We start from the raw sequence: 21,527 nt of genomic DNA, 5'->3' as shown, positions 1-21,527 counted from the left end.
AGTCAAGAATAGGTTCCAAACAAGATTTGTTTTTGAGCCTCATATCTTAACTTTTTATATCTAAACACCTATGTTAACCTCCCCTTGGGAAAAACCCAAGGGGTATTTTACGTATAACAGCAATATATTAGTTATCATTTTAACTAAAAAAGCAAAAAGCATTTTGCCCATTTTCGATCTTAGCGAGCGCACAGTTAATTTGCGTCAGTCTGCAAACGGTTCTGTCATCAAAACTGTTCGCTACCTAACGAAACTGAAATTGCTTTCATCGAACCGAAAGGAAATTGGATGAAGGTGCGTTTGGCTATAGGGGAAGTAGGATACATTTCTTCAAAGTTGCTTAAGAAACCAAGTTGCTTTTAATAGCGCGAAGGGAGTACTTATAGGCATAATTCTTTCCCTACTCCCTACTCCCTCTCCCTATTTCCTAGTTTTGTTGCTTCTCTGTAAAAATATGGAGTTAATGAAAACTTTAAACATATTTCGTGATTTGATTAAAAAAAAATCCTCTAAATAAAGTAAATTAAATTTAGATATTTTTACGGACACATGAAAAGCTTTTTTTCCAAAGGTATTTTAGCGATCGCTGCAACCATTACCCTGAATAGCCCTTTTCCTGCTCAAGCGAATGAGGAGAAGCTCTGGATACCTATTAACAATAGAACAGATGGATCTACTTACATAGATGTGAACAGTATTACTCATAAAGGTAATACAAAAACTTTTTGGCTCTACGTAACTGTCAATAAACCAACTCCCCAAGGATGGTCGAAGATATTAGCCCAAGGAGTTGCTAATTGCAGCACAAAATATACTACATACAGACAAGCAAAAGTTTACAACAGCCAAGATAAATTAGTAAAATCAGTTCCACTGGAAGCCATCAAACAACTTAACATAGAAGCTATTGCTACTCCAGAGGCTTCAACTGGAGAGGTTGCAGATTTAGTTTGCAGTCTAAACTAATAATAGTTAATTGCTAATAGCTAATGGTTAATGGCTAATAGTTAATAGCAATTAACTATTAATAATGATATTTTAATGTCTAATTTTTAAATTGAGAATATAACTACCTAGTTGAACTTCTCCAGCCCATAGTTCGTAGTCTATACACAAATGTTCGGGAAAAGGGTCTCCATTAAGTGTTAGATTACGGGTAAAATTATGTAAGCGAATAGGTTCGTTGTTCTTGGATGATTCATTGGGCAACCAATAGCGACTTCTGCCATACGCTCCATGTTGCCAAAAGTGACGGTAACTCAATCGACCATTACCTTGTAAGGTCATAATAGCTTGTTCGGGAGTCATTTCCAACCACCATTGTGGGGTGTTGTTAGAAGAGTTAGCACCGTCTTGCTCTAAGTTATTTATATTCTCTGAATCTGGAATATTGACAGGTGGTGCGCTCAAGAGCAAATGAAATCTATTGCTGTCTTTTTGAAAGAGTGTAGCAGCAGTTTCTACAACAGAAAAAACTGGCAAGTCAACAGACTTAAGCGATAGACAAACAGTTTTGCGATATTGAGTTAGCATGGGGGTAATAACGGCTAGAAGTACTAAAACAAAAGAGTTTATTAAAGTATGGGTTACTCAATTTTTTAGAGGTCATTTATAAAGTAAATCTTAAATCGCCAAATATATTGTGTAGGTTGGGTTGAGGAACGAAACCTAACATTAAATTGAATTATTGGGTTACGTTCCTCAACCCAACAAACGCTCTTCTTAATGTTTACTTTATAAATCATCTCTTACTGCTCAATTAAAATTGAGCTTGTCTTGAATCAAGTCATTGGCATCCTCTACTGTTGTGAGAGCGATCGCATCGCAAACAGACCAAATCAAAAAAATGTGTTCTAGTTTACATATGCTTACCTCTCTCATAGGATTGTGGCTCCGAAAATATCCTCTGACATTATATAGGTACCTTCCAAGGCAACTTATGCAATCGGCATAGGGTGTTAACGAATCAATTTTCAGAATAGTGCGTCTAGTATAACGGAGTATAATAAAATTTGTTGGATAATTAAATATTTGTTATCAAAAATCATATACTTCTTCTCTAAATTTTTCAAGCTGAAATTGTATAAATAATAACCCGAACAAGACAACCTGTAGTCCTAAAGTTTGTTAAAAGCAAGACAAACTCACCTAACAATCAATGCTGTAATGTTGCAAGAAATTAACCCAGGCACTTTAATCAACAATCGCTACCAAGTTCAGAAAGTATTGGGACGGGGAGGCTTTGGGAGAACTTACCTAGCATTCGACATTCAGCGGTTTGGTGAATCTTGTGTTCTTAAAGAATTTGTCCCGGAAAACACAAAAGAAGACTTAGTTCGTAAATCCCGTGAATTATTTGAGCGGGAAGCTAAAATTTTGTACCAAATTAACCATCCCCAAATTCCTAAGTTTCTAGCTTGGTTAACTGAGGGAGATCGGCTATTTATTGTGCAGGAGTACATTCAAGGTAAAACCTACTCCGAAATCTTGTATGAGCGTCTTTCCCAGCAAAAAGTACCATTTTCTGAAGTTGAGGTTATTCAATGGCTGCGCGATTTATTGCCAGTGCTGACATACATTCACCTGCAAAATATTATTCACCGAGACATTTCACTCGATAATGTCATGTTGTCTAACAAACAATCCAAACCTGTACTGATTGATTTTGGAGTCGTTAAACAGAAAGTCACTGAAATTTTCTCTACAACTGAGAAAAACGCTTCTCCCTTTGCTCGGGATTCAATAGTCGGGAAAGTGGGTTATTCTCCACCAGAGCAGATTTATATGGGACAGTGCTATCCCTGTAGTGATATCTATGCTTTGGGAGTCAGTGCGCTTGTTCTTCTGACAGGAAAAATGCCAAACTTGTTAATTGATTATCTCACGTTGAAGTGGCAGTGGCGTTCCCATATCAGTATCAGCGAGCCATTAGGTAAGATACTGGATAAAATGCTAGCAGAGCAACCAACACAACGTTACCAGTCAGCTAATGAAGTGTTTTCTGCGCTTCAATCAACGGCATTGAGGCATACCATTAGCAATGAACCTACCCAAACTTTAGAAATTCCTCCGACGGTGACGACTCCTATTAATCCAGAGTTTTTAGAACTTTGCCGTCAAGAATTGAGCCGTGCTGTAGGACCATTTGCCAGTCTGCTTCTTGAAGAGACTTTGAGCCGATTCCCTAACATTACAGCCAGTCAGCTTGTAGAAGCTTTGATGGCAGAAATTCCTCACCAAAAAAGAGCAGAAGAATTTAGGAAGCGAATGAAATTGCGATAATGTTTGATTATAACAATATGGTTGCTAAATCTCGACTGAGTTACGTAAGAATATTTCCGACTATCTAGATGAGTTAAAATTGATAATTTTACATGACCCAGAAAACAGAAAACAGCATTATGGCTGTTATTGAAGAGGTTGAAAACAATTTGATTGCAAAGCTTGATCTCCCCTCATAAAATCGTAGTTGAAAGACTTATTGGGTGAGCAAAGTTCTCACCCTCCTGTATATAATAAGTTAACAACTTAATTGATAAGGAGTAAAGCATTATTCAGATTTTGTCGATTCCTCATTCTCTTGCTCCAACAACCGATCGACTTTTCTCTCAATTGCTGTAAGTTTTCTCAAAATTGTAGGACGATCTTCATCAAGAGATGCTAGTAAATTAGTAATTCCTTCTTGAATGTTAGTTAAGCGTTCCACTGCATTTTGAAGATTTATCATTCCTTCTCGCAGCTCTTGACGCTCAAATCTAGCTTCAGTCATTGCATCTAGCATCGCTTGCGCCGTCCTCGCATTACTTTCAATAAGTTGTTTCAGTTCTTCATCAGTCATAACTTTCTGCAAGCTCTGTATATGGGGACTTATATCATTTCACTTTAATCGCGATATATTCAAATGCTGTAAAGACTCGCCATGCTAGTCTCTACGTTATCCATTTGTGTATCATCCTTTGTGTAAAATGGTATTAGTTGTTTAAATAAGATAAAGCAATTCTATCTAATTTGTAAGAATTGAAAGCTCAGATACCCGACTTCTTTAAGGATACAGCTCGTCAATGGGGGGTGGCACCGAATGGCACCGCTCCTAAAGCCACTCTTTCGTCCCCAGCCGAAGATCGGGAATGCAGCAAAGCAGGCTCTACAGAGCGTGACAGATTGTGAGAGGCTCCGACTCTACTGAGGCATTCCCAGCCTGAGGCTGGGAACGAGGTGGGGGTCTTATTTGTTATTTGAAATATACGTAGGTACGGTTATGCCTTACAATATCCAATGTGCGGCACAGCCCTACCTACTACAGAACTTCTAAATGAACAATTGCTATTCTCAAGAAAAAAGGTCATGGAAAATTATCTAGGTCTTCCCAATGTTGTCATGTATAAAACTGCTTCATCGCCAGGAATCCCTAAAACTTCATTGACTTGATCGTCAAAAAAGCCACCAATACCGCTTACACCTAAACCAAGGCGAATGGCTGCTAAATTCAACCTTTGTCCTAAATGACCGGCATCCATGTGTAAGTATCGATAAACGCGATCGCCATACTGAGCAACTGCCGATTTTAAATCTGCTGTATGAAAAATAATAGCTGCTGCATCTCGCCCTAACTCTTGTCCCAAGCAGAGAAAGTGGAGTTCTCTTCTAAAGTTTTTAAAGCGAATTTGTCGTAATTCTTGTGCTTTTGGTGCGTAATAGTAACAGCCTGCGTCCAGCCCTTTGACCCCGGATACAGCAATAAATGTTTCTATTAAATTTAGGTCAAAGTATTCGGTTGAACTATCAAAACCTTGGTAAATGTAATTTTCAGGTTGATAAGTAAAATCCAGTAAAGCTTTTAGTTCCGCAAAAGTTAAATCTTCACCGCTGTAAGCGCGGGTAGATCGTCTCTTAAGAATAGTCACTTCTAACCCTTCTAGCTTTTCTCCCCAATCGATAGGTTGGCTTGCAGTGGGAATTTTTTCGCAGAAAGGAAAGTTATACTTGTCTTCTAAAGACTTTTCTTGCTTGACTGTGGGTAAATTGAGCTTACCAGTTGTACCTGGTTTGATTTCTGTTGCGCGATGAAAATATTTCAGCAGTTCTCCATCAGGAATGTGAGGGAAATTCGTTTCTGTGGCGGAAGGTAAAGTCGTGCGCCCTGTGGGTAAATTCTGTTTGATATCCAATAAATCTGCTAGGGGAAGAACTGCGATCGCGCCTTCGTGTAACGTATCGATATAAAGCAGTTCGTTTACTTGCTCGTCTATGAAACCACCGATTGGGTGGGGATGATAGTCAGTAATAGCCCCAGCCAGCTCAATATTTCCCAGGAGATGCCCTGTATCCAAAAAAATCCGTCGGTATGCCCTGTCCTCATAGCGCCATGCCGAACGATGGAAAATGGCAGTGATGACAATCGCCAGTTGGGTTGCTTCCAAAGCAGGATGCCAAAAACACGCTTCCTGCAACTTTTGCCACACATCACTTTCCCAATAATGCATTAAGGCATGAGTTCGGCACTGGTAATTATACAGCCCTGGAGGCAACAAAGGTGTACCGCGAGAAACTACGTACATCTCCGCAGGATACAAGCCCCCAGCGCTTGGTGCAGCACGAAGGTAAACTGCACTTCCCATAGAAGGCATTCTTGCTGTTAACCCATAACTGCAAAATAGCAACCGCGCAAGCCTTTGCCACCACTGACTCTCTGGGTTACCAGCAAATGCTTCTGGCTTTTCTTGAATGTAAGGTTTGAGGTCAAAAACAGAACCAATTTTGTACTCTTTAAATGGTACTGGTTGCTGAGACCAATCCAAACCCTTATTTTTAGAGGCAATGGTCTGAGGATCGTACTTAGTACGTTCGTGGTAGTGCTGAGCGATGGATTGGCGTAATTCCGGCATAAGGTGTATAAATATGCTTCTGCTACATATCTTGGCATTCTAGAGGCTCATCATTTAGTCTTAATGAGTACAAATGAGGAGCGAAGAGGGAAGGTAACAAGAAAATAATCGACTCAAAGAACAATCAGGAGAGATTCTTTAATTTTTAATTAAAAATGTTAGCTGCACAATAGCAAATTTTAATTTTTAATTTTCAATTTACTATTTGTCTCTCCTGTACTCATTATCTTCGATCTGGCTGAGAACTGTCTGGTGTCTGTACCAAACGTTGGGAATTGCGTTTCCAGCAAATCAAACCATAGCCAGCAGCTACCAGAACCAATAAATAGGGACTGTAGACAAGCAACCAAATCCCCAACTTCAGCAAACCAACAGTAAATTCTCCCAAAGAGTGAGTAGAATTATTCCAAGCTTCTTGTACTTGCGAACCAAACGCCGGTTGCGTTGCATTGGCAGAAACTGCTGCTTCTAAATTTAAAGTAATTGTAGAATAAGCAACTTGATTTTGTAAGTTTTTTAGCTGAGCATCAATTCGCTCTATAGACTCTCGGACATTGTTGAGTTCTTTAGCCACGCTTAAGACATCTCTGACAGAACCAGCTTTGTCCATAATTTTTTGCAAGTTAGTTTCTGTTTTCCGCAGATTATTTAACCTCGCTTGAATATCAACAATCTGGTTACCCACATCTTCAGCAGTAATGGTACGATTTTCTACAGTGCCTAACTTGGCTAACTCATCTAAGGTAAGTTCTAACGAGTTCTGAGGAACTCGCATTTGGATTGTTGCTCTATGGCGGGTATATCCAACTCTCGGCTGTTGTTCTTCCAATCCAATCAAATCTCCCTGTTGCTTGTCGATCAGTTGGGAGACAGTTTCTAAACTCTTACCTACAGAATCTACAACGATTGTCATAGATGCTTTTTTAATAAGTTGTGGGCGAGAACTGGGTACCTGCGCTGCCTGGGCTGTAGCCGATGAGTCAGTACTCACTTCATTAGCGGGGGCTTCTTCTTGAAGTGGCGCATTACCTGGGGGTGCGCCTCCGCTCATTTGGGGTGCAGAAGCACAGCCAGTAAAAATGATTCCTCCCGCTAGCACACTCAAAATTAATATCGGTTTTCGTATTGGTTTATACAAGGAATTATTCATGAGCTAACCATAGTATGGATTAACTCAGTATGGCTGACTCAAAAATTCGTGTCTGGTATTGTTGCAGAATGTGAAACAGCAGGAATCTTACTTTCTCTGATGGGAAGGTGCTCACAACCTGTTCTACAGAATAGGCGGGATGAGTATTTCATCATTAACGATTGGACAAAGGAACATTGCGAAACTCAATTTTAATATCACCTTGGTAGTAAGAACTTTCGAGGTAAGAACTGATTTCTAAGACTTCTATTTTGTTAACTTCTGTTGTAACTTTGTCAAAGGAAAAAATTGCTTTCAAAGCAACATCTTTAATCAAGTTTTTACTTACACTATCCAGTCCCGTACTACTACCAAATTCAATTTGTGTTGCAAGAGTTTCATTTCCTGTATCAAATATTCTAGTTCTCCTAAATTCGTTAGAATTAGAATATAAAGAAACTCTAGCGTTTTCTCGGGTACTTATGATGTTGAGATAACACTGTACCCTCTGTGCTACTGTATCTGTAGTTGATTTTTGACAGCCTAAAAGTTCAAAGGAAATGTCTTGTTGTTCGATCGCACTAATTGGAGAAGTTATTTCAGGTGCTGAGGATGGAGAAGGCAATGAACTTTCTGTAGGGGATGGAGAAGGCGAACTTTCTGCTATTGGGGAAGAGGGAGAAGGTGATGGTAAGACTGTGGATAATGGGGTTGGAGATGAACTTACTGTGGGCAATGGGTTGACATTGGGCATCAGTGAAATATCACCGAAAATTTTCTTCCAATTTAAAATGACTAAAGTTGTTGAAACACCACCTACAAAAACTACGAGAATAACTAAAAAACCCAAAATAAACAGTATTTTTTGAAAACTGTTATTGGGAGGTTTATTTTCTGAAGTTTTATTACGATTTTGATTCATTTAGTATCCTCCTAAAATATAAATTATACATTTATAATATAATACTTGTGATAGATGTAATAGTAGGTTGGGTTGAGGAACGAAACCCAACATTTAATTGAATTATTGGGCGTCACTTGAGCCAACCCAGCATACACAATACCATTTGGCGATTTAAGATTTACTTTATAAATGACCTCTCAGTCTATTTATCAGTGAAACATAAAAGATGAATGGATAGAGGTAAATTGCGATGCGGAAGACGAAATCAGCGATTCTTGAAGCTGTTCACGAAACGGCTAACGGACTATATAAGGCTGGCGTGATGGATCGAATCACATTGCGCGAATTTGACCGACTGTGCTTGCCGCCAATTGAACCGCTAGAACCTATGCAAATTAAGCAAATCCGTGAATCAGCCCGTGTTAGCCAAGCGGTGTTTGCTGCAGCTTTGAATGTAAGTCTATCAACTGTTCAAAAGTGGGAAATTGGACAAAAGCGCCCTACGGGTACAGCCCTTAAGCTGCTGCACATAGTTCAGAAACGGGGATTGGATAGCGTCATGATTTAAGGGGGTTCCCCCCGTTGTAGCACCTGCCTTAGCGATTATAAATCGCAAAGGTAGGTATTAAACTCACATTAGCTATCATTTCAAATGAATAACACTGTAATCTAGATCGAGCAACATGGAAACAAAACAGCTAGGAAAAACAGGTGTGTCTGTCAGTGCCATTGGTTTGGGGGCTATGCCAATGTCACTCAGCAGTCGTCCTCCAGAGTCAGAATCTATAGACGTTATCCATCGCGCCTTAGATTTAGGTATTACGTTCATTGATACGGCTGATTCCTACTGTAAAGACGAATCAGACAAGCACCACAGCGAACGATTGATTCACCAAGCATTGCAAACTTATAAAGGGGAACGCGATCGCGTTATCATTGCCACCAAAGGCGGTTTGATGCGTCCCAATGGCAACTGGACTCGCAACGGGGAACCCAAGCACTTAGAGGAAACTATCCGTATCAGCTTTGAGGCATTGGGAGGAGAAAAACCTATTGATGTTTGGCAATACCACGCTCCCGATCCAAATTACACCATTGAGGAATCTCTTGCACCAGCAAAAAAAGCAGTGGATGCGGGTATGATTCGGTTTGTAGGAGTTTCTAACTTTTCCGTCGAACAAATCAAGCGAGCGCGGGATATAGTCGATGTTGTCTCCGTGCAAAACCAATACAATCCTTGGTATCGTCAACCAGAGTTTGACGGAGTTTTGGAATATTGCGAACAAGAAAGCTTGACATTTTTACCTTGGAGTCCCTTTGGCGGTAGCCGCCGTCACCAGGGATTGGCTGATTTTCCCACGATTGCCAAAATAGCAAAAGAAAAAGGTGTATCGGTTTACTGTATTGTTTTAGCTTGGTTGCGTTCCAAATCACCTTGTATTTTACCAATTCCCGGTGCTAGCAAGGTTTCCAGCATTGAAGATTCAGTCCGTGCTGTTGATGTAATATTATCTAATGATGAAGTTCAAAGAATTGATCGAGAAACGGCATCATAATCCGGTACAATAACAAGTTTGCAATCAAGATGATGCTTGCTGACTGGAGAAGTTAAATTATGGCCCGGATGTACTACGACGAAGATGCAAATTTAGACCTTTTGGCGGGAAAAACTATCGCTATTATTGGCTATGGTTCCCAAGGTCATGCCCACGCCCTGAATCTCAAAGATAGCGGTCTGAATGTAATTGTTGGACTATATCCGGGCAGTAAGTCAGTGGCAAAGGCTGAAGCGGCTGGATTGACTGTCAAGAATGTTGCTGACGCTGCTAAAGCTGCTGACTTAATTATGATTCTGCTGCCAGATGAGGTGCAGAAAACGATTTACAAAGAAGAGATTGAACCTCATTTGGAAGAAGGAAACGTTTTGTTATTTGCTCACGGTTTTAACATTCACTTTGGTCAAGTTGTCCCACCTCCCACTGTGGATGTCGTGATGGTTGCACCCAAAGGACCGGGACATTTGGTACGTCGAACCTACGAACAGGGACAAGGTGTACCCGCTTTGTTTGCCGTATATCAAAATGCTAGCGGTCAAGCACGCGATCGCGCCATGGCATATGCCAAAGGTATTGGCGGTACTCGTGCGGGAATTCTGGAAACAACCTTCCGTGAAGAAACCGAAACCGATTTGTTTGGCGAACAATCAGTTCTGTGCGGTGGTTTAAGCGCCCTTATCAAAGCTGGTTTTGAAACGTTAGTGGAAGCAGGATACCAGCCAGAGTTGGCTTACTTTGAATGTCTCCATGAAGTCAAATTGATTGTTGACTTGGTTGTAGAAGGCGGCTTAGCGAAAATGCGAGATAGCATTTCTAACACTGCTGAATATGGCGACTACACTCGCGGACCTCGCATTGTAAACGACCAAACCAAAGCAGAAATGCGTCGAATTCTCAAAGAAATTCAATCCGGTCAATTTGCACGAGAATTCGTTTTAGAAAACCAAGCTGGTAAACCGGGATTTACCTCCATGCGCCGTCAAGAAGCCGAACATCCCATTGAAGCTGTTGGCAAAGATTTACGCGCCATGTTTAGCTGGATGAAGAAAGAATAAACGTCTAAAGACGTAGGTAGGGCGATGCCGTACAAAGCGCTTTGTGCGGCGTCGCCCTACCTACAAAAATTGATAATTTTAGGTTGAAGGAAGTCATATCAAGTTCGGGTGATGACTTATCATCAGATTTATCAACGGATTCACTAAACCTACACGTATCTGATCTCGTCAGCCAGCTAGAAGGTATGTGTTGGGAGACTTGCCTTGACTCTCCTCTAATTACTGTCTTTTACCTTTTGGTAAGATTTTTAGTATCCGTTTACGAGTGCAGTACCCTCCCAAACAAGGTCATTGGACAAACCTACAATCCGTATAGGGTCAAAACTTGAGATATCTGCTTCTCAAATTTAGTATTTGGTTAAACACGAGCTAAAAGCGTTCCCGAATTACGGTAAAAGTCACCGATTTTTCCTACTCTAAAAAAGCTTGCTTAATCGATTCTTGCAACGCTTGACCTGAAAATCTTTTAGCACGGAACTTTTTCAAGTCAACTCGACAGAAATCATATCACCTAATTGAGTAGATTCTTACTGATTTAACTAGATTTTTTGTTAACTGTTGTTAACGCTTGTTGGGCAAACCCGTGGAGAAATCCAACACAAGCGAGAATTGGTGTTGGGTTTCGTTCCTCAACCCAACCTACGTGTGTTATGGGTGTTTAACCGAATTTGATATCAGTTAGGAAAACAGGAAAGTTGTGTTACTTGAATCAGTAATATTGGTGCTGATATTGGCTTGGCTAAAGCGGGTATTGGCAAGGGTGATTAACACTGCCCCTCCTCCAAAGCCTGAGTTTCCAGCGATGCCATCTCCAACTTGGAACTGGGTACTACCGTTAACTACACGCACATCAATGGCTGCAATGCCTTTAAAGGACAGGAAATCTCCTCCTGTTCCTACTACAAATCCATTAACTCGGTCTTGGCCATCGCCTTTGGTGTAGATAATTGTATCGCGACCAGCACCCCCATTGAGTACGTCATTGCCAACACCACCCATAAGGATGTCATTTCCACCGCCACCAAGTAGGGTATCATTGCCGATACCTCCGTCTAGATAATCGTTCCCTCCCAAACCACTGAGGTTATCATTGCCCTCATTTCCGAAGATGTTATCTCGCGCATCTGTTTCGCTTAGGGTATCGTCACCAGAAGTTCCAACTGTAAGACCAATCATGGCACCATCTGGGTTCACACCTGTAAGATTTGCTCCGACGAAAGTAGCACCAGTGAAGTCGCTGTTAGACAGATCCGCATTTGTCAAGTTGGCATTGGTGAAATTCGATCCTCTGAAATCGCTGTCAGCTAGTTTGGCTCCAGTCAGGTTTGTAACCGTCACACTGCCATCAGTATGTCTATAAGGACTAAAATCAGAACCGGGCAAAACAGCATCATCTAATTGAAAGTTGGTTAAATTAGCGCCTCGAAACCTAACATTCGCTGGTCGATCTGAATTCAGCAATTGTACGTCACCTATAGACACATCACTGAAATTAGCTAGGTCAAAGACAGAGTTTTGAATGCTCAAATCTGTGAGTTTTGCCAATCGAAAATCAGCACCCGTGGCATTGACATTAACTAAGAGAGTGGAATCGAAATCTGTCTCTTCCAGCTTAGCATTCACTAGCGTAGCACCCGTTAAGTCAGCAGCTTTTAGCTTCGCCTTGTAAAAATCGGCTCCAGTGAAGTTTGCCCCTCTCAGATTTGGTCGTCCGGATTGTTCGCCACTGAGATTTGCTTCTCGCAGATTAGCATTGGTCAAATTGGCGTTAGACAGGTTGATGAATTTCGTGTCGATCAGTGACAGATTGGCTCGTTGTAGTTGAGATCCACTGAGATTGACATTCTCTAATGTTGCTTTGAAAAAATTAGCGGGTGTACGAAAATTGCTGTTAGGGGTAAAGATAGCACCCGATGCATTTACGTTGAACAGCTTTGCTTCTTCAAAGTTAGTACTTCTGAGCTGTGTTCCAACAAATTGAACGCCGTACAACTCGGCTTTGAAAAATGTTGAGCCGTTCAGATCTCGACGGTTAAAATTATTTCCTTCTAATTTTTGTGCGCTGAAATTTAAAGCTGCCATACTTTGTCTGTAAAAAATTTAATTGGTGTGAACTAGAGATGTGAATCTTTGCGCTTCTGGAGAATGAGATTCTGACGAATGAATTCTGTTGAGTTTTTAAACCGCAAAACCTTTGAAAGATGAGCGCGAGGACGTCTTTACATTCCCTGTACGTATCTGATGAACGACTTGTTTGCGGTTGTTGTTCTCTTCTTGTTGCTGTATCCAGCGTAGGTGCTGTGGTAACAAATGCGACAAGCTATAATGCTCTAGAATGGTTTGCCTTGCTCGATCGCGAATAGCTGTCATTTTTTCTGGATGCTGGAGTGCTTCACAGATGCGATCGCACATTTCTTGTGGTGAAAAGAAATTTATCAACAAACCGTTGATACCATCTTGGATAACTTCAGTAACAGGCGCAGTGTTAGAAGCTACCAGCAAGCACCCTACAGATAAAACTTCCAACATTGACCAAGACAAGACAAAAGGACGAGTCAGATAAACGTGTACTGAAGATGCTTGAAGAACTTGCAAGTATTCAGAATAAGGCAACCAACCCGTAAAATGAACTCTGTTGAGATCGAGGGCATATTTTTCCAGCATCGCCTCTTTGTATGTTTTGCCCTCTGGTAATGATTTACCGTATGCCACTCGGTTTTCGCCGACAATCACGACATGACATTGGGGTCGCCGCTCCTGAAGTAAAGCAACCGCCTCTATAAACTGCGGAAAACCCCGATAAGGTTCCATGCCCCTTGCCACATATGTCACAATTTCGTCTACATGAGACAGGTCTAAATTGATATGTGGTAGTACCAATTTGGCTCCCGGCTTGGGTGAAAAGAAATTGGTATCAATACCATCATGACATACAGTGATTTTACTGTGATATTCTAGAGGAAATTGTTGCCTTTGCCAATACGTGGGAGAAAGACCGCGATCGCAACTGTATAAATCCATCAGTATGGGAGCATTTTTCAGCCGAATGCGTGCTTCATCGTCGGCATTTAGGGGTTCATTGGGGTCAAAATCAGCATCGGAGCCATGAGCGTGGTAAAACCATTCAAAATAGCAAAGTAATTTAGCTTTTGGGAAAATATCTTTAATTAATAGAGTCGGACCCCAACCGGAATGACCGTAGACAACGTCCGGAACAAACCCCCGCGAACGGAGTTGTTCAGCCATGCGATAAACAGCTTGACCTTGAAGCACGGCATTTTCTAAAGGTCTGACGTAGTGATGGGTTTCGGGCCGAGCTTCCCGTTGTGGGGTGTAAATGACCTTCTGAACACCAGGGAGATGACCATCACGACGGGTTGTACCAAAAACTACTTGGTGTCGTTTGTCTTGAGCCAAAGCCGCAGCCACGTGACGAAACTGAGCAGGGAAATTAGGGTGCAGGAATAAAATTCGCATGATTGGTTGAGTGAGGGTAACCATTTGTCTCCAGTTAGAGAGACAGATGGAATACCATAGCAGTTTGCAATTCAATGGGGTTCATTCGGGTAGGCGTCCTCGCCCACCCCACAAGATATGAGCTATTGTGAGTTTTGACCTCACTTAGTTCAAATCTGCTATAAAATGAAACCAAATATTGTGATGCCGGGTAATTTCAGAGGCGTTTAAACTTGGTGCTATCCGAGTTCACCGATTTAGTTACCCTTTTCTTAGGTTAGAAAATTTGCTGCCGTAATTTGGTCGGAATTGACGTTGAGTACAGTCGCTATGAGTTCATTGGTTTCAGCAACTCTGATTTGAGTGTTAGCACCAGAACCTATGATTCTTAGCTCCTCAAACGCTAGATCGAACTCAAAAAAGTCTTGCCCGCTCTGGAAGTCTTGGATGATGTCACCTACAGGAGCAGATAGTGGTGGCTCACCAGGATCGGGTGCTTCAAATCCAATTTCAGTCAACACAAAGATATCAGTGCCATTTCCACCGATGAGGGTGTCGGCTACAGTTTGACCTTCAAAATCTTCTCCTCCAAAGAGGGTGTCATTGCCAACTCTGCCATAAATTCTGTCGGCACCAGCACCACCATCAAGGTAGTCATCACCAGCACCGCCATCAAGGAAGTCATTGCCAGCAAGACTTTCCACTCCATCACCATCACCGTAGATAGTGTCATTGCCATTTGCACCTAAAAGCGAATCAACGCCATCGCCACCCTCAAGGTAATCATCTTCAGTGCCACCCAGGAGTGTATCTCTGCCACCGTCTCCATACAGGGTGCTATTGCCAGCTTCACCGTTCAAGCTGTCGTTACCACCACCACCATAAAGAGTGTCAAAACCATCTCCGCCTAAGAGGATATCATTACCACCTGCAACTAATCCTTCTGTGTCATCGCCATAAAGCAGGTCATCATATTCACTACCAATTAGTCTGTCTGCACCTGCTCCACCAAGTACAGTATCTTCAAATCCACCAAGGAGAGAATCATTGCCCGCACCTCCATCTAAAAAGTCTTTGTCATCGTTAAGACCTTGCCCGCCACTGAGGGTGTCATTACCACTTTCACCATACAGAGAATCTTCTCCTGCATCCCCAAATAGGCGATCGCCACCCGATCCACCATACAGAACGTCTTTATCGAGTCCACCATTAAGGGTGTCATTACCGTCATCACCATACAACTCGTCTTCTCCGTCGTCTCCAAACAATCTATCGGCACCAGATTCACCAAACAGAGTGTCTTTATCGAGTCCACCTCGGAGGGTATCATTTCCACCAAAGCCATATAAGAGGTCATCCCCTGCTTGACCGCGCAGGTTGTCAGCTTGCTCACTACCTTGAAGAGTATCTGATTCGAGTGTTCCAGTTCTGGATACCATAAATCTGTCCTTTTAAAAAGAATAAAGAATTGTGTTAGCTCGCTTGAAAGTACTTAAATACTTGCAATGTGCTACTTGTAGCATCGACATTAAAGTACAAGACATGATAGTACTTACAGCCATTTCCTGATGGAGAGGCTAAGCTTACAAGTTACGAAACCTTTCCAAAACGTATTGTTTGGTAACGCAGAACATCGTCTTTGCACCTTTTTTGTGTGAGATAAAAATGATGCAATTTGTCTACTTGAATATTGCTGCAAGCAAGCATTGCATCAATGCGATCGCAATTACATAAATGTGCTAGTTTGCAACTTCATCACATATAGTACAGCAACATTAAAGTCATCAGATTCCCTGCAATTATAATCCCATCTACAAACCCTGGTCAATCAAAATATTATGTATATTATGATGCTCACCGAATCCTATTTCTGGATTCCGAATTTCGCATTATAGTCTACATATATTTATATTTAATAACTGACAATAAAGATTAAAGTAGACACCCGGAGCTACTAAAATTGGGTACTTTTTGCTGCTTCATTACTTACTACCCATAGTTAAGTCATGCCAGCAACTAAAAGCTAACAGCTTTTCATATAACTCTAAAACAGAAAGATGGAACTAGCAAACCCATAGCATTGTTTTTCATCATTACTTCTCGTAATCTTCACAATTTTAAAGCTACCTAAAAATTATTTTTTTTGAACCAACCAAACTTTTCTTACTTATTGGCTAAATTACTCAAGAAAATTCTACTTTTCTTACTTTTCTTACTACTGGCATTCAACAAATTTTCATTGGATTCACCAGGAACCACAAAAATTCATCTTGAGGACTTTACCGTGATTTAGAGCCTTTTTCAGTTTCCTCTAGCGCTTTCTGTGTTCTTTGATTGGGGTTGGTTTTTGGTTGCCAACTTGGAAATAAACCTATTATCCATTTATTTAGTGTTGTGCGAGTGCTGAGGCTAGCAGAACTCAATGGTTTGGGAAGAAAACTGTCACCAAAACCTACAAAGACCAAAAAAATTATTAATAAAAAGCCACTGGCTGTCTTTCTGTCCATATAAGTTGTTTTATCCACACAAGCGATAATAACCCTTATATTTAGTCTTCCCAGTTTTTGTCAAAAATAGAACTTGCTCTTGAGAATAATTTTTATATTAACTGGGGAAGATGAGATCGGCAACGTAATGACAACATACGGCAGCACGGGGTAAGATTTTTCCCAATCCCTGTCCCTAATCCTCACTGAGTGGGGGTAGCGAGTTCCCCAGTTCCTATTCTCCAGGCAGGGAACTCAGCGCGGTTCCACAAAAATACATTGCGCTGTTTCCCGATCCAAGGAGGTGCGGGTTCTGCCGACCATGATAATGTAGGATGGAAAGCGTTGCTCCACAACTAAATTGCTGCCTGGTAAAATGCCGAATGCCATTAGCTTTTGTAAAACTGCATCATCTTGAGTTCGCAAACAGACTACCGTTTGCGATTGACCAATCTTAACTGTTGATAAGGCGTTCATATTAAAATTTCACTCCAAATAAGGTTAAGCTGATGTTGACGACATATCCCATGAGAAAAGCAAAGGGGAAAATAAACAGCACGATCGCTAAAGTCGTTTTACTTCCCCGTTCCTTAATCAGCATTTGCAATTGGGCGATGCAGGGGAGAAATAAAGTCAAGACAATAGCTGCTACCACTAGCTGATTGTTTGTCAGGCTGCCTTGTTGCTGCAAATCAAACAGTCCGGCTGCACCATAATCTCTTCTGAAGAAGCCATAGAGGAATATCTGTGCTGCTTGTTTTGGCATTCCCAACGCCAAGGTAAGAGGTTCAATTGCCCGAATAATCATGTCAAATAATCCGGTTAATCGTCCTACCCAAATCAATACGGATGCCCAAATAAACAAAGGCAAAACTTCTAGAAAATACCACTTCATCCTTACCCAGGTTTTAGTTAACACGTTCCGCAATTTGGGCAGACGTAAAGGCGGAACTTCCATGTAAAATCTTCCAGAATGACCAGGTAATAATTTGGCGGTGAGATAGCCAATTACCAAAAAGATGGCAGTGATGAAACCTCCCCAAAATAATAAGGCGGCGGGTTTTTGTGCTAAGAGTCCCACAATCACACCCCACTGTGCTGCACAGGGAATGGCGAGAGAGAGTAAAAACGTGGCAATTAACCGTTCCCGTTTGGTCTCCAGGGTGCGGGTCACAATTGTTGCCATCGTATCGCAACCTAAGCCTAATACTATTGGAATGACTGCGCGACCAGATAAGCCAACAGATTTAAATAATCGATCCAGCATTAAAGACAGACGTGGGAGATAGCCGCTATCTTCTAGTAATGAGAACATCAAGAAGTAAGTGGCAACCACGGGTAAGACGATGGCTGTAGCATAACGAATTCCCAAAGTGATGATGCCATAGTCATTACCAATAAGGTCTTGAATTGGTTGCCAGGGAATCACTTGAGCGGTGATGTGATTCACCACTGGGTTGATTTGTTCTTCAAAAAAGGTTTCAATGCGATCGACGAGTTCCCCGGCACCAAATTCACCGACAAATTTGTAAACTCCGTAGTAAAGGATAACGACAAGAATCGGGAATCCAGTCATGGGGTTGACTGTAAGTTGGTGGAGTGTTTCACTGAGTGACGATCGCGCCTGTTTCGTTTCATGCAAAACTGCTCTCTCTATAGCATGAGCCTGACTTTGGCGAGTATTAGCGATCGCCAATCCGATGGGTTGCTTGAGTTGATTCTGCGTGACGGTCATTAATACTTCCAGATGACGGCACTGTTCTCGATCCTGTTGCAAGATTTGCCATAATCCTGGATCTTGTTGTAACAGTAATAAAGCTAGGCTACGCGGCGAGAGTGAGTAATTCTTAAATAGGTAGCGATCGTCGCCTAGAGTTTGCCACCAGGATTCTAGTTGTGCGATCGCGCCTTCAATCGGTTCTGGATAAATAACTTGGCTCATCATGCCCTTTCCTCCTCATCTCAAATACTTACGCTGGCATCATGGGAGCCTGAACTGGCAGGAATGGTTCAATCCTGTGTTTTAATTCATCTATACCTTGGTTTAAAGCAGCCGCCATGCAGACTACCGGAATTGCCAACTCCATCTCTAGTACGTCTTGTTGCAAATCCAATCCCCAATGATGCGCTTCATCCATCATGTTGACGGCAAGCAAAACGGGCAATCCCGTTTCAATAAGTTGAAAGGTGAGAGGCAGCATCCTGCCTATATTCTTGGCATCTACCACATGAATCACAGCTGCTACAGGTTCTAGAAGCAATAAATCTCTGGCAACTTTTTCTTCTTCGCTGATGGGTATCAATGAATACATCCCTGGTGTATCAATTACTATAATGCTTTGCTCCCCTATCTGTGCCAATCCACGACTCACCTCTACAGTTGTACCGGGGTAATTAGACACTGTGGCATAAATTCCAGTCAGGGCATTAAACAGTACACTCTTACCCACATTGGGCATTCCTACCAAAGCAACTCGGGGACTTAAAGAAACGTCTTTATCCAAAAATTGCTGTCTTTTGCGAAAAAATAGCAATCCGCTCGATTTTGTTCTACAAGATTGACTGTATTTCACATTTATGGCATTCCATAGGAATTTTTTGTTGAAAGTACTGCCAAACCATTCTCAAATTAAAATATGAGGAACTTGTGAAGGAAAATTTTTTATTAGACGGCGTGCCCATTAGCAGGTCTGGCGAAAGAAGTGAGTAAAAAATTTAAATTTAACAGGAATTTATAATTCAATCTCTGAAATAAATATGTTCGTTAGTAGATTTTTTTATTTTACTCATAACTTTATGAACAATAGGGCAAAAATTTTGCCAAAATTCAAAAGAGTTGTTATTGTATAAAATCATCAGACAACTTAGGAGTTCGATAGGCATCATAGGTTTACGTCCACTCATGCACCGTGACTAATATTTGCGTACCCCATAAAAAATACTATACTGGGTATGTGAACCACGCAAATGAACTCAAATTTCCAACTGTGGTAAAAATGTACTAGCAAACAAGGCAGCTTGAGTGCGATCGCGCAGATGAAGTTGGCTCAAAATACTTGTAACATGATTTCTTACTGTCCGTTCCGAGATGTAAAGCTCGTGAGCAATCTCGCGGTTACTAAATCCCATTGCAATTAAGCGCAACACTTCTTTTTCTCTAGGAGACAGTTTTGCCAGCTCCGGTGGAATGACTGATTGTAGGGGCTGAGGTTCAACAGAGAAAGCAAAAGCTTTTTCAAAAAGTCCCGGTCCCATGTGAGTATAACCTTGGTGAACTGCACGAATGGCAATTGCTAACTCCTCAAGGGGTGTATGCTTCAAAAGATAACCCCTTGCTCCATAACGCATTGCTTGCGTCACATATTCATCATCATCAAAAGTAGTCAGCACCAAAATCCGCACTTCAGGAAAACGCTGAGAAAAAATTTGAGTTGCTGCTACACCATCCATCACAGGCATCCTAACATCCATCAACACAACATCTGGTTGCATGGATGTATGATAAAGAACTTCCATAACTTCAATCGCCCGTTGACCATTCTCTGCATCTCCCACCACCTGCAAATCTGGTTTTGATTCCAACAAGTTTTTCAGCCCTTGACGAATAATCATTTGGTCATCTACTAGTAACAGGCGAATCATTGGGATGCGTGGATTTTGGATTTTGGATTTTGGATTTTGGATTTTGGATTTTGGATTTTGGATTGGGGATGCGTGGATTTTGGATTTTGGATTGGGGATTGGATGTCAGATTGCTGTAGGTTCAGAAGACATTACAGATGAATTTATCACGGGAATAACCACTTGAATTCGGCATCCCTTCCCAGGTTCACTAAAAATATAGAAAGTTCCGCCCAAAGCTTGCGATCGTTCTCGCATCCCCTGAAGCCCAAAACCAGTCGTGTTTTGTTCTGGATTAAAACCCTTGCCATTGTCTTCTACAAGTAAGTTTAGCTGTCCGGCTTGAGACTGTAATTGAACGGTAACTCGATCTGCTGCACTATGTTTTGATATATTGGTAAGCGCTTCCTGTAAAATACGATAAATCGTAATGCTGACTTCAGGTGTTAAAGGAGAAGTTAAACTAACTTTCCAGTTTGGGGTTAAGTTAGTTCTATGACGAAAGTCTTGAATAAGATTGCTAATTGCGCTTTCCAACGATTTGCCGCGCAAAGGATCTGCTCTAAGTGTCGCTACTGAACGGGAAACTTCTTGCAATGCTTGGTAAGCTAGCTGTTTTGCTTCTCTTAAAAATTCTATGGCTCTATCTGTATTTGACGGCAATAACAACAGAGCATTTTCTAACTGAATTGTCTGGGCAGTTAAGGTATGTCCTAAAGAATCGTGAATCTCACGCGCAATGCGATTTCGCTCTTGTAAAGTCGCCTGGTTTTCAATCCGCAAAGCGTATTGACGGAGTTGTTCGTGAGCGATCGCCAGTTCTTGCCGACTTCTCCGTTCTGACAAAACAGCATTGACTAACAATACCACAAATGCTAGTGTAAGTGCAAAAGAAATTGCATTATTAAGGATTAAATTTGCCGTATTTGTGGCAATTTGTTCTGCAATTGGTTTTGGTTGTCCGATAGGAATTCTAACAAAAATAATTGATTGACTTCTGATGATAATGATATAAAGGTATGATATATAAACCAAACCAGCAACAATCAATCGACCCCAAAGTTTAAACATTTGGCAACTGCGAATAACTGCAATTAAACCAAGCATGGGAATAAAGCGAATATAATTGCTCATCACAGCAGGTAGGAAAACAATTCCCAATACCACAGCCGTATAAATCACCTTGTGACTGAACTTGTTAGTTGGTAACCTCAAACCCATAGCCCCAAACCCAACAATTATCAACACAGTCACCCAAGGGGAAGTCTGTAATGGGTAAATGGGCGGTAGCAGGAGTGCAGTTAAAGCACTCATGCCCAAAAGTAACCATTCCAGATATAACATTAAGCGCAGGGGAGGCAGAGAACGTGACATTGAGATTATCTATACCGATCGTAGAACTCCTCATTCCTACATTAACGAAAGGGGTTAGGGG

20 protein-coding genes are annotated in these 21,527 nt (G+C 41.4%); 5 read left to right on the top strand and 15 right to left on the bottom strand.

The genetic code is table 11. The features are described 5' to 3' along the window. Positions 1-549 precede the first annotated feature (549 nt). A complete protein-coding gene (locus F7734_RS47545) occupies positions 550-966 on the top strand; it encodes a surface-adhesin E family protein (protein WP_155751321.1) in 417 nt (138 codons plus the stop codon). A 72-nt stretch (positions 967-1,038) separates the two neighbouring features. On the opposite strand, the gene F7734_RS47540 is transcribed toward F7734_RS47545, so the two are convergent. Both F7734_RS47540 and F7734_RS65750 read right to left on the bottom strand, forming a co-directional pair. Next, on the bottom strand, positions 1,039-1,533 hold the full coding sequence (locus F7734_RS47540; RefSeq protein WP_155751320.1) for a hypothetical protein: 495 nt from the start codon (positions 1,531-1,533) through the stop codon (positions 1,039-1,041). Positions 1,534-1,755: 222 nt separating this feature from the next. After that, positions 1,756-1,881 carry a hypothetical protein gene (locus tag F7734_RS65750; RefSeq protein WP_279239838.1) on the bottom strand — a complete coding sequence of 42 codons (126 nt, stop codon included), beginning with the start codon at positions 1,879-1,881 and terminating at the stop codon, positions 1,756-1,758. A 243-nt stretch (positions 1,882-2,124) separates the two neighbouring features. Here F7734_RS65750 and F7734_RS47535 point away from each other — a divergent pair, with 243 nt between their 5' ends. Further along, positions 2,125-3,282 carry a serine/threonine-protein kinase gene (locus tag F7734_RS47535; RefSeq protein ID WP_347566409.1) on the top strand — a complete coding sequence of 386 codons (1,158 nt, stop codon included), beginning with the start codon at positions 2,125-2,127 and terminating at the stop codon, positions 3,280-3,282. A gap of 268 nt (positions 3,283-3,550) precedes the next feature. Here F7734_RS47535 and F7734_RS47530 read toward each other — a convergent pair whose 3' ends face one another. The 4 genes from F7734_RS47530 to F7734_RS47510 form a co-directional block, all read right to left on the bottom strand. Beyond that, positions 3,551-3,838: a hypothetical protein gene (locus F7734_RS47530; protein WP_155751319.1), complete on the bottom strand. Its 288-nt coding sequence runs from the start codon at positions 3,836-3,838 to the stop codon at positions 3,551-3,553. A gap of 514 nt (positions 3,839-4,352) precedes the next feature. Continuing rightward, positions 4,353-5,885 (bottom strand): SagB/ThcOx family dehydrogenase, encoded by a 1,533-nt coding sequence (locus F7734_RS47520; protein ID WP_155751317.1) that lies wholly within the window; start codon positions 5,883-5,885, stop codon positions 4,353-4,355. A 223-nt stretch (positions 5,886-6,108) separates the two neighbouring features. Then, positions 6,109-7,035, bottom strand: a complete 927-nt coding sequence (locus tag F7734_RS47515) for a DUF4349 domain-containing protein (protein ID WP_155751316.1) — start codon at positions 7,033-7,035, stop codon at positions 6,109-6,111. Positions 7,036-7,189: 154 nt separating this feature from the next. After that, positions 7,190-7,936: a hypothetical protein gene (locus F7734_RS47510; protein WP_155751315.1), complete on the bottom strand. Its 747-nt coding sequence runs from the start codon at positions 7,934-7,936 to the stop codon at positions 7,190-7,192. A 232-nt stretch (positions 7,937-8,168) separates the two neighbouring features. On the opposite strand from F7734_RS47510, the gene F7734_RS47505 reads away from it, so the two are divergent. From F7734_RS47505 to ilvC, 3 genes are all read left to right on the top strand, one after another. Continuing rightward, positions 8,169-8,486, top strand: a complete 318-nt coding sequence (locus F7734_RS47505; protein WP_155751314.1) for a DNA-binding transcriptional regulator — start codon at positions 8,169-8,171, stop codon at positions 8,484-8,486. A 115-nt stretch (positions 8,487-8,601) separates the two neighbouring features. After that, the gene (locus F7734_RS47500; RefSeq protein WP_155751313.1) at positions 8,602-9,474 is read left to right on the top strand and encodes an aldo/keto reductase; all 873 of its coding nucleotides are present in this window, start codon (positions 8,602-8,604) and stop codon (positions 9,472-9,474) included. Positions 9,475-9,533: 59 nt separating this feature from the next. Continuing rightward, positions 9,534-10,529, top strand: a complete 996-nt coding sequence (gene ilvC, locus F7734_RS47495; RefSeq protein ID WP_155751312.1) for a ketol-acid reductoisomerase — start codon at positions 9,534-9,536, stop codon at positions 10,527-10,529. 678 nt (positions 10,530-11,207) lie between these two features. Here the strand turns inward: ilvC and F7734_RS47490 are convergent. The 9 genes from F7734_RS47490 to F7734_RS47450 form a co-directional block, all read right to left on the bottom strand. Then, complete coding sequence (locus F7734_RS47490) at positions 11,208-12,611, bottom strand: pentapeptide repeat-containing protein (protein ID WP_155751311.1); 1,404 nt, start codon at positions 12,609-12,611, stop codon at positions 11,208-11,210. A gap of 96 nt (positions 12,612-12,707) precedes the next feature. Beyond that, on the bottom strand, positions 12,708-14,030 hold the full coding sequence (locus F7734_RS47485) for a glycosyltransferase family 4 protein (RefSeq protein ID WP_243147464.1): 1,323 nt from the start codon (positions 14,028-14,030) through the stop codon (positions 12,708-12,710). A 227-nt stretch (positions 14,031-14,257) separates the two neighbouring features. Next, positions 14,258-15,424, bottom strand: coding sequence for a calcium-binding protein (locus tag F7734_RS47480; RefSeq protein ID WP_155751310.1), 1,167 nt, complete (start codon positions 15,422-15,424; stop codon positions 14,258-14,260). Positions 15,425-16,264: 840 nt separating this feature from the next. Continuing rightward, complete coding sequence (locus tag F7734_RS47475) at positions 16,265-16,492, bottom strand: hypothetical protein (RefSeq protein WP_155751309.1); 228 nt, start codon at positions 16,490-16,492, stop codon at positions 16,265-16,267. A gap of 234 nt (positions 16,493-16,726) precedes the next feature. Further along, a complete protein-coding gene (locus F7734_RS47470; protein WP_155751308.1) occupies positions 16,727-16,948 on the bottom strand; it encodes a FeoA family protein in 222 nt (73 codons plus the stop codon). A gap of 1 nt (position 16,949) precedes the next feature. Continuing rightward, positions 16,950-18,416, bottom strand: a complete 1,467-nt coding sequence (locus tag F7734_RS47465; protein ID WP_155751307.1) for a ferrous iron transporter B — start codon at positions 18,414-18,416, stop codon at positions 16,950-16,952. A 25-nt stretch (positions 18,417-18,441) separates the two neighbouring features. After that, positions 18,442-19,044: a FeoB small GTPase domain-containing protein gene (locus F7734_RS47460; RefSeq protein ID WP_347566408.1), complete on the bottom strand. Its 603-nt coding sequence runs from the start codon at positions 19,042-19,044 to the stop codon at positions 18,442-18,444. A 400-nt stretch (positions 19,045-19,444) separates the two neighbouring features. Then, positions 19,445-20,113, bottom strand: coding sequence for a response regulator transcription factor (locus F7734_RS47455; RefSeq protein WP_155751306.1), 669 nt, complete (start codon positions 20,111-20,113; stop codon positions 19,445-19,447). A gap of 105 nt (positions 20,114-20,218) precedes the next feature. Further along, positions 20,219-21,466, bottom strand: a complete 1,248-nt coding sequence (locus tag F7734_RS47450; protein ID WP_166482601.1) for a sensor histidine kinase — start codon at positions 21,464-21,466, stop codon at positions 20,219-20,221. Between the last annotated feature and the right edge of the window lie 61 nt (positions 21,467-21,527).

This window comes from Scytonema sp. UIC 10036 (assembly GCF_009725235.1).
This window is presented reverse-complemented; position numbering and strand designations above follow the sequence as displayed.

Excerpts from the sequence above, each read along its gene's own strand:
- F7734_RS47545 (WP_155751321.1), top strand. The coding sequence starts at position 550 with ATGAAAAGCTTTTTTTCCAAAGGTATTTTAGCGATCGCTGCAACCATT.
- F7734_RS47540 (WP_155751320.1), bottom strand. The coding sequence starts at position 1,533 with ATGCTAACTCAATATCGCAAAACTGTTTGTCTATCGCTTAAGTCTGTT.
- F7734_RS65750 (WP_279239838.1), bottom strand. The coding sequence starts at position 1,881 with ATGAGAGAGGTAAGCATATGTAAACTAGAACACATTTTTTTGATTTGG.
- F7734_RS47530 (WP_155751319.1), bottom strand. The coding sequence starts at position 3,838 with ATGACTGATGAAGAACTGAAACAACTTATTGAAAGTAATGCGAGGACG.
- F7734_RS47520 (WP_155751317.1), bottom strand. The coding sequence starts at position 5,885 with ATGCCGGAATTACGCCAATCCATCGCTCAGCACTACCACGAACGTACT.
- F7734_RS47515 (WP_155751316.1), bottom strand. The coding sequence starts at position 7,035 with ATGAATAATTCCTTGTATAAACCAATACGAAAACCGATATTAATTTTG.
- F7734_RS47510 (WP_155751315.1), bottom strand. The coding sequence starts at position 7,936 with ATGAATCAAAATCGTAATAAAACTTCAGAAAATAAACCTCCCAATAAC.
- F7734_RS47505 (WP_155751314.1), top strand. The coding sequence starts at position 8,169 with ATGCGGAAGACGAAATCAGCGATTCTTGAAGCTGTTCACGAAACGGCT.
- F7734_RS47500 (WP_155751313.1), top strand. The coding sequence starts at position 8,602 with ATGGAAACAAAACAGCTAGGAAAAACAGGTGTGTCTGTCAGTGCCATT.
- ilvC (WP_155751312.1), top strand. The coding sequence starts at position 9,534 with ATGGCCCGGATGTACTACGACGAAGATGCAAATTTAGACCTTTTGGCG.
- F7734_RS47490 (WP_155751311.1), bottom strand. The coding sequence starts at position 12,611 with ATGGCAGCTTTAAATTTCAGCGCACAAAAATTAGAAGGAAATAATTTT.
- F7734_RS47485 (WP_243147464.1), bottom strand. The coding sequence starts at position 14,030 with ATGGTTACCCTCACTCAACCAATCATGCGAATTTTATTCCTGCACCCT.
- F7734_RS47480 (WP_155751310.1), bottom strand. The coding sequence starts at position 15,424 with ATGGTATCCAGAACTGGAACACTCGAATCAGATACTCTTCAAGGTAGT.
- F7734_RS47475 (WP_155751309.1), bottom strand. The coding sequence starts at position 16,492 with ATGGACAGAAAGACAGCCAGTGGCTTTTTATTAATAATTTTTTTGGTC.
- F7734_RS47470 (WP_155751308.1), bottom strand. The coding sequence starts at position 16,948 with ATGAACGCCTTATCAACAGTTAAGATTGGTCAATCGCAAACGGTAGTC.
- F7734_RS47465 (WP_155751307.1), bottom strand. The coding sequence starts at position 18,416 with ATGATGAGCCAAGTTATTTATCCAGAACCGATTGAAGGCGCGATCGCA.
- F7734_RS47455 (WP_155751306.1), bottom strand. The coding sequence starts at position 20,113 with ATGATTCGCCTGTTACTAGTAGATGACCAAATGATTATTCGTCAAGGG.
- F7734_RS47450 (WP_166482601.1), bottom strand. The coding sequence starts at position 21,466 with ATGTCACGTTCTCTGCCTCCCCTGCGCTTAATGTTATATCTGGAATGG.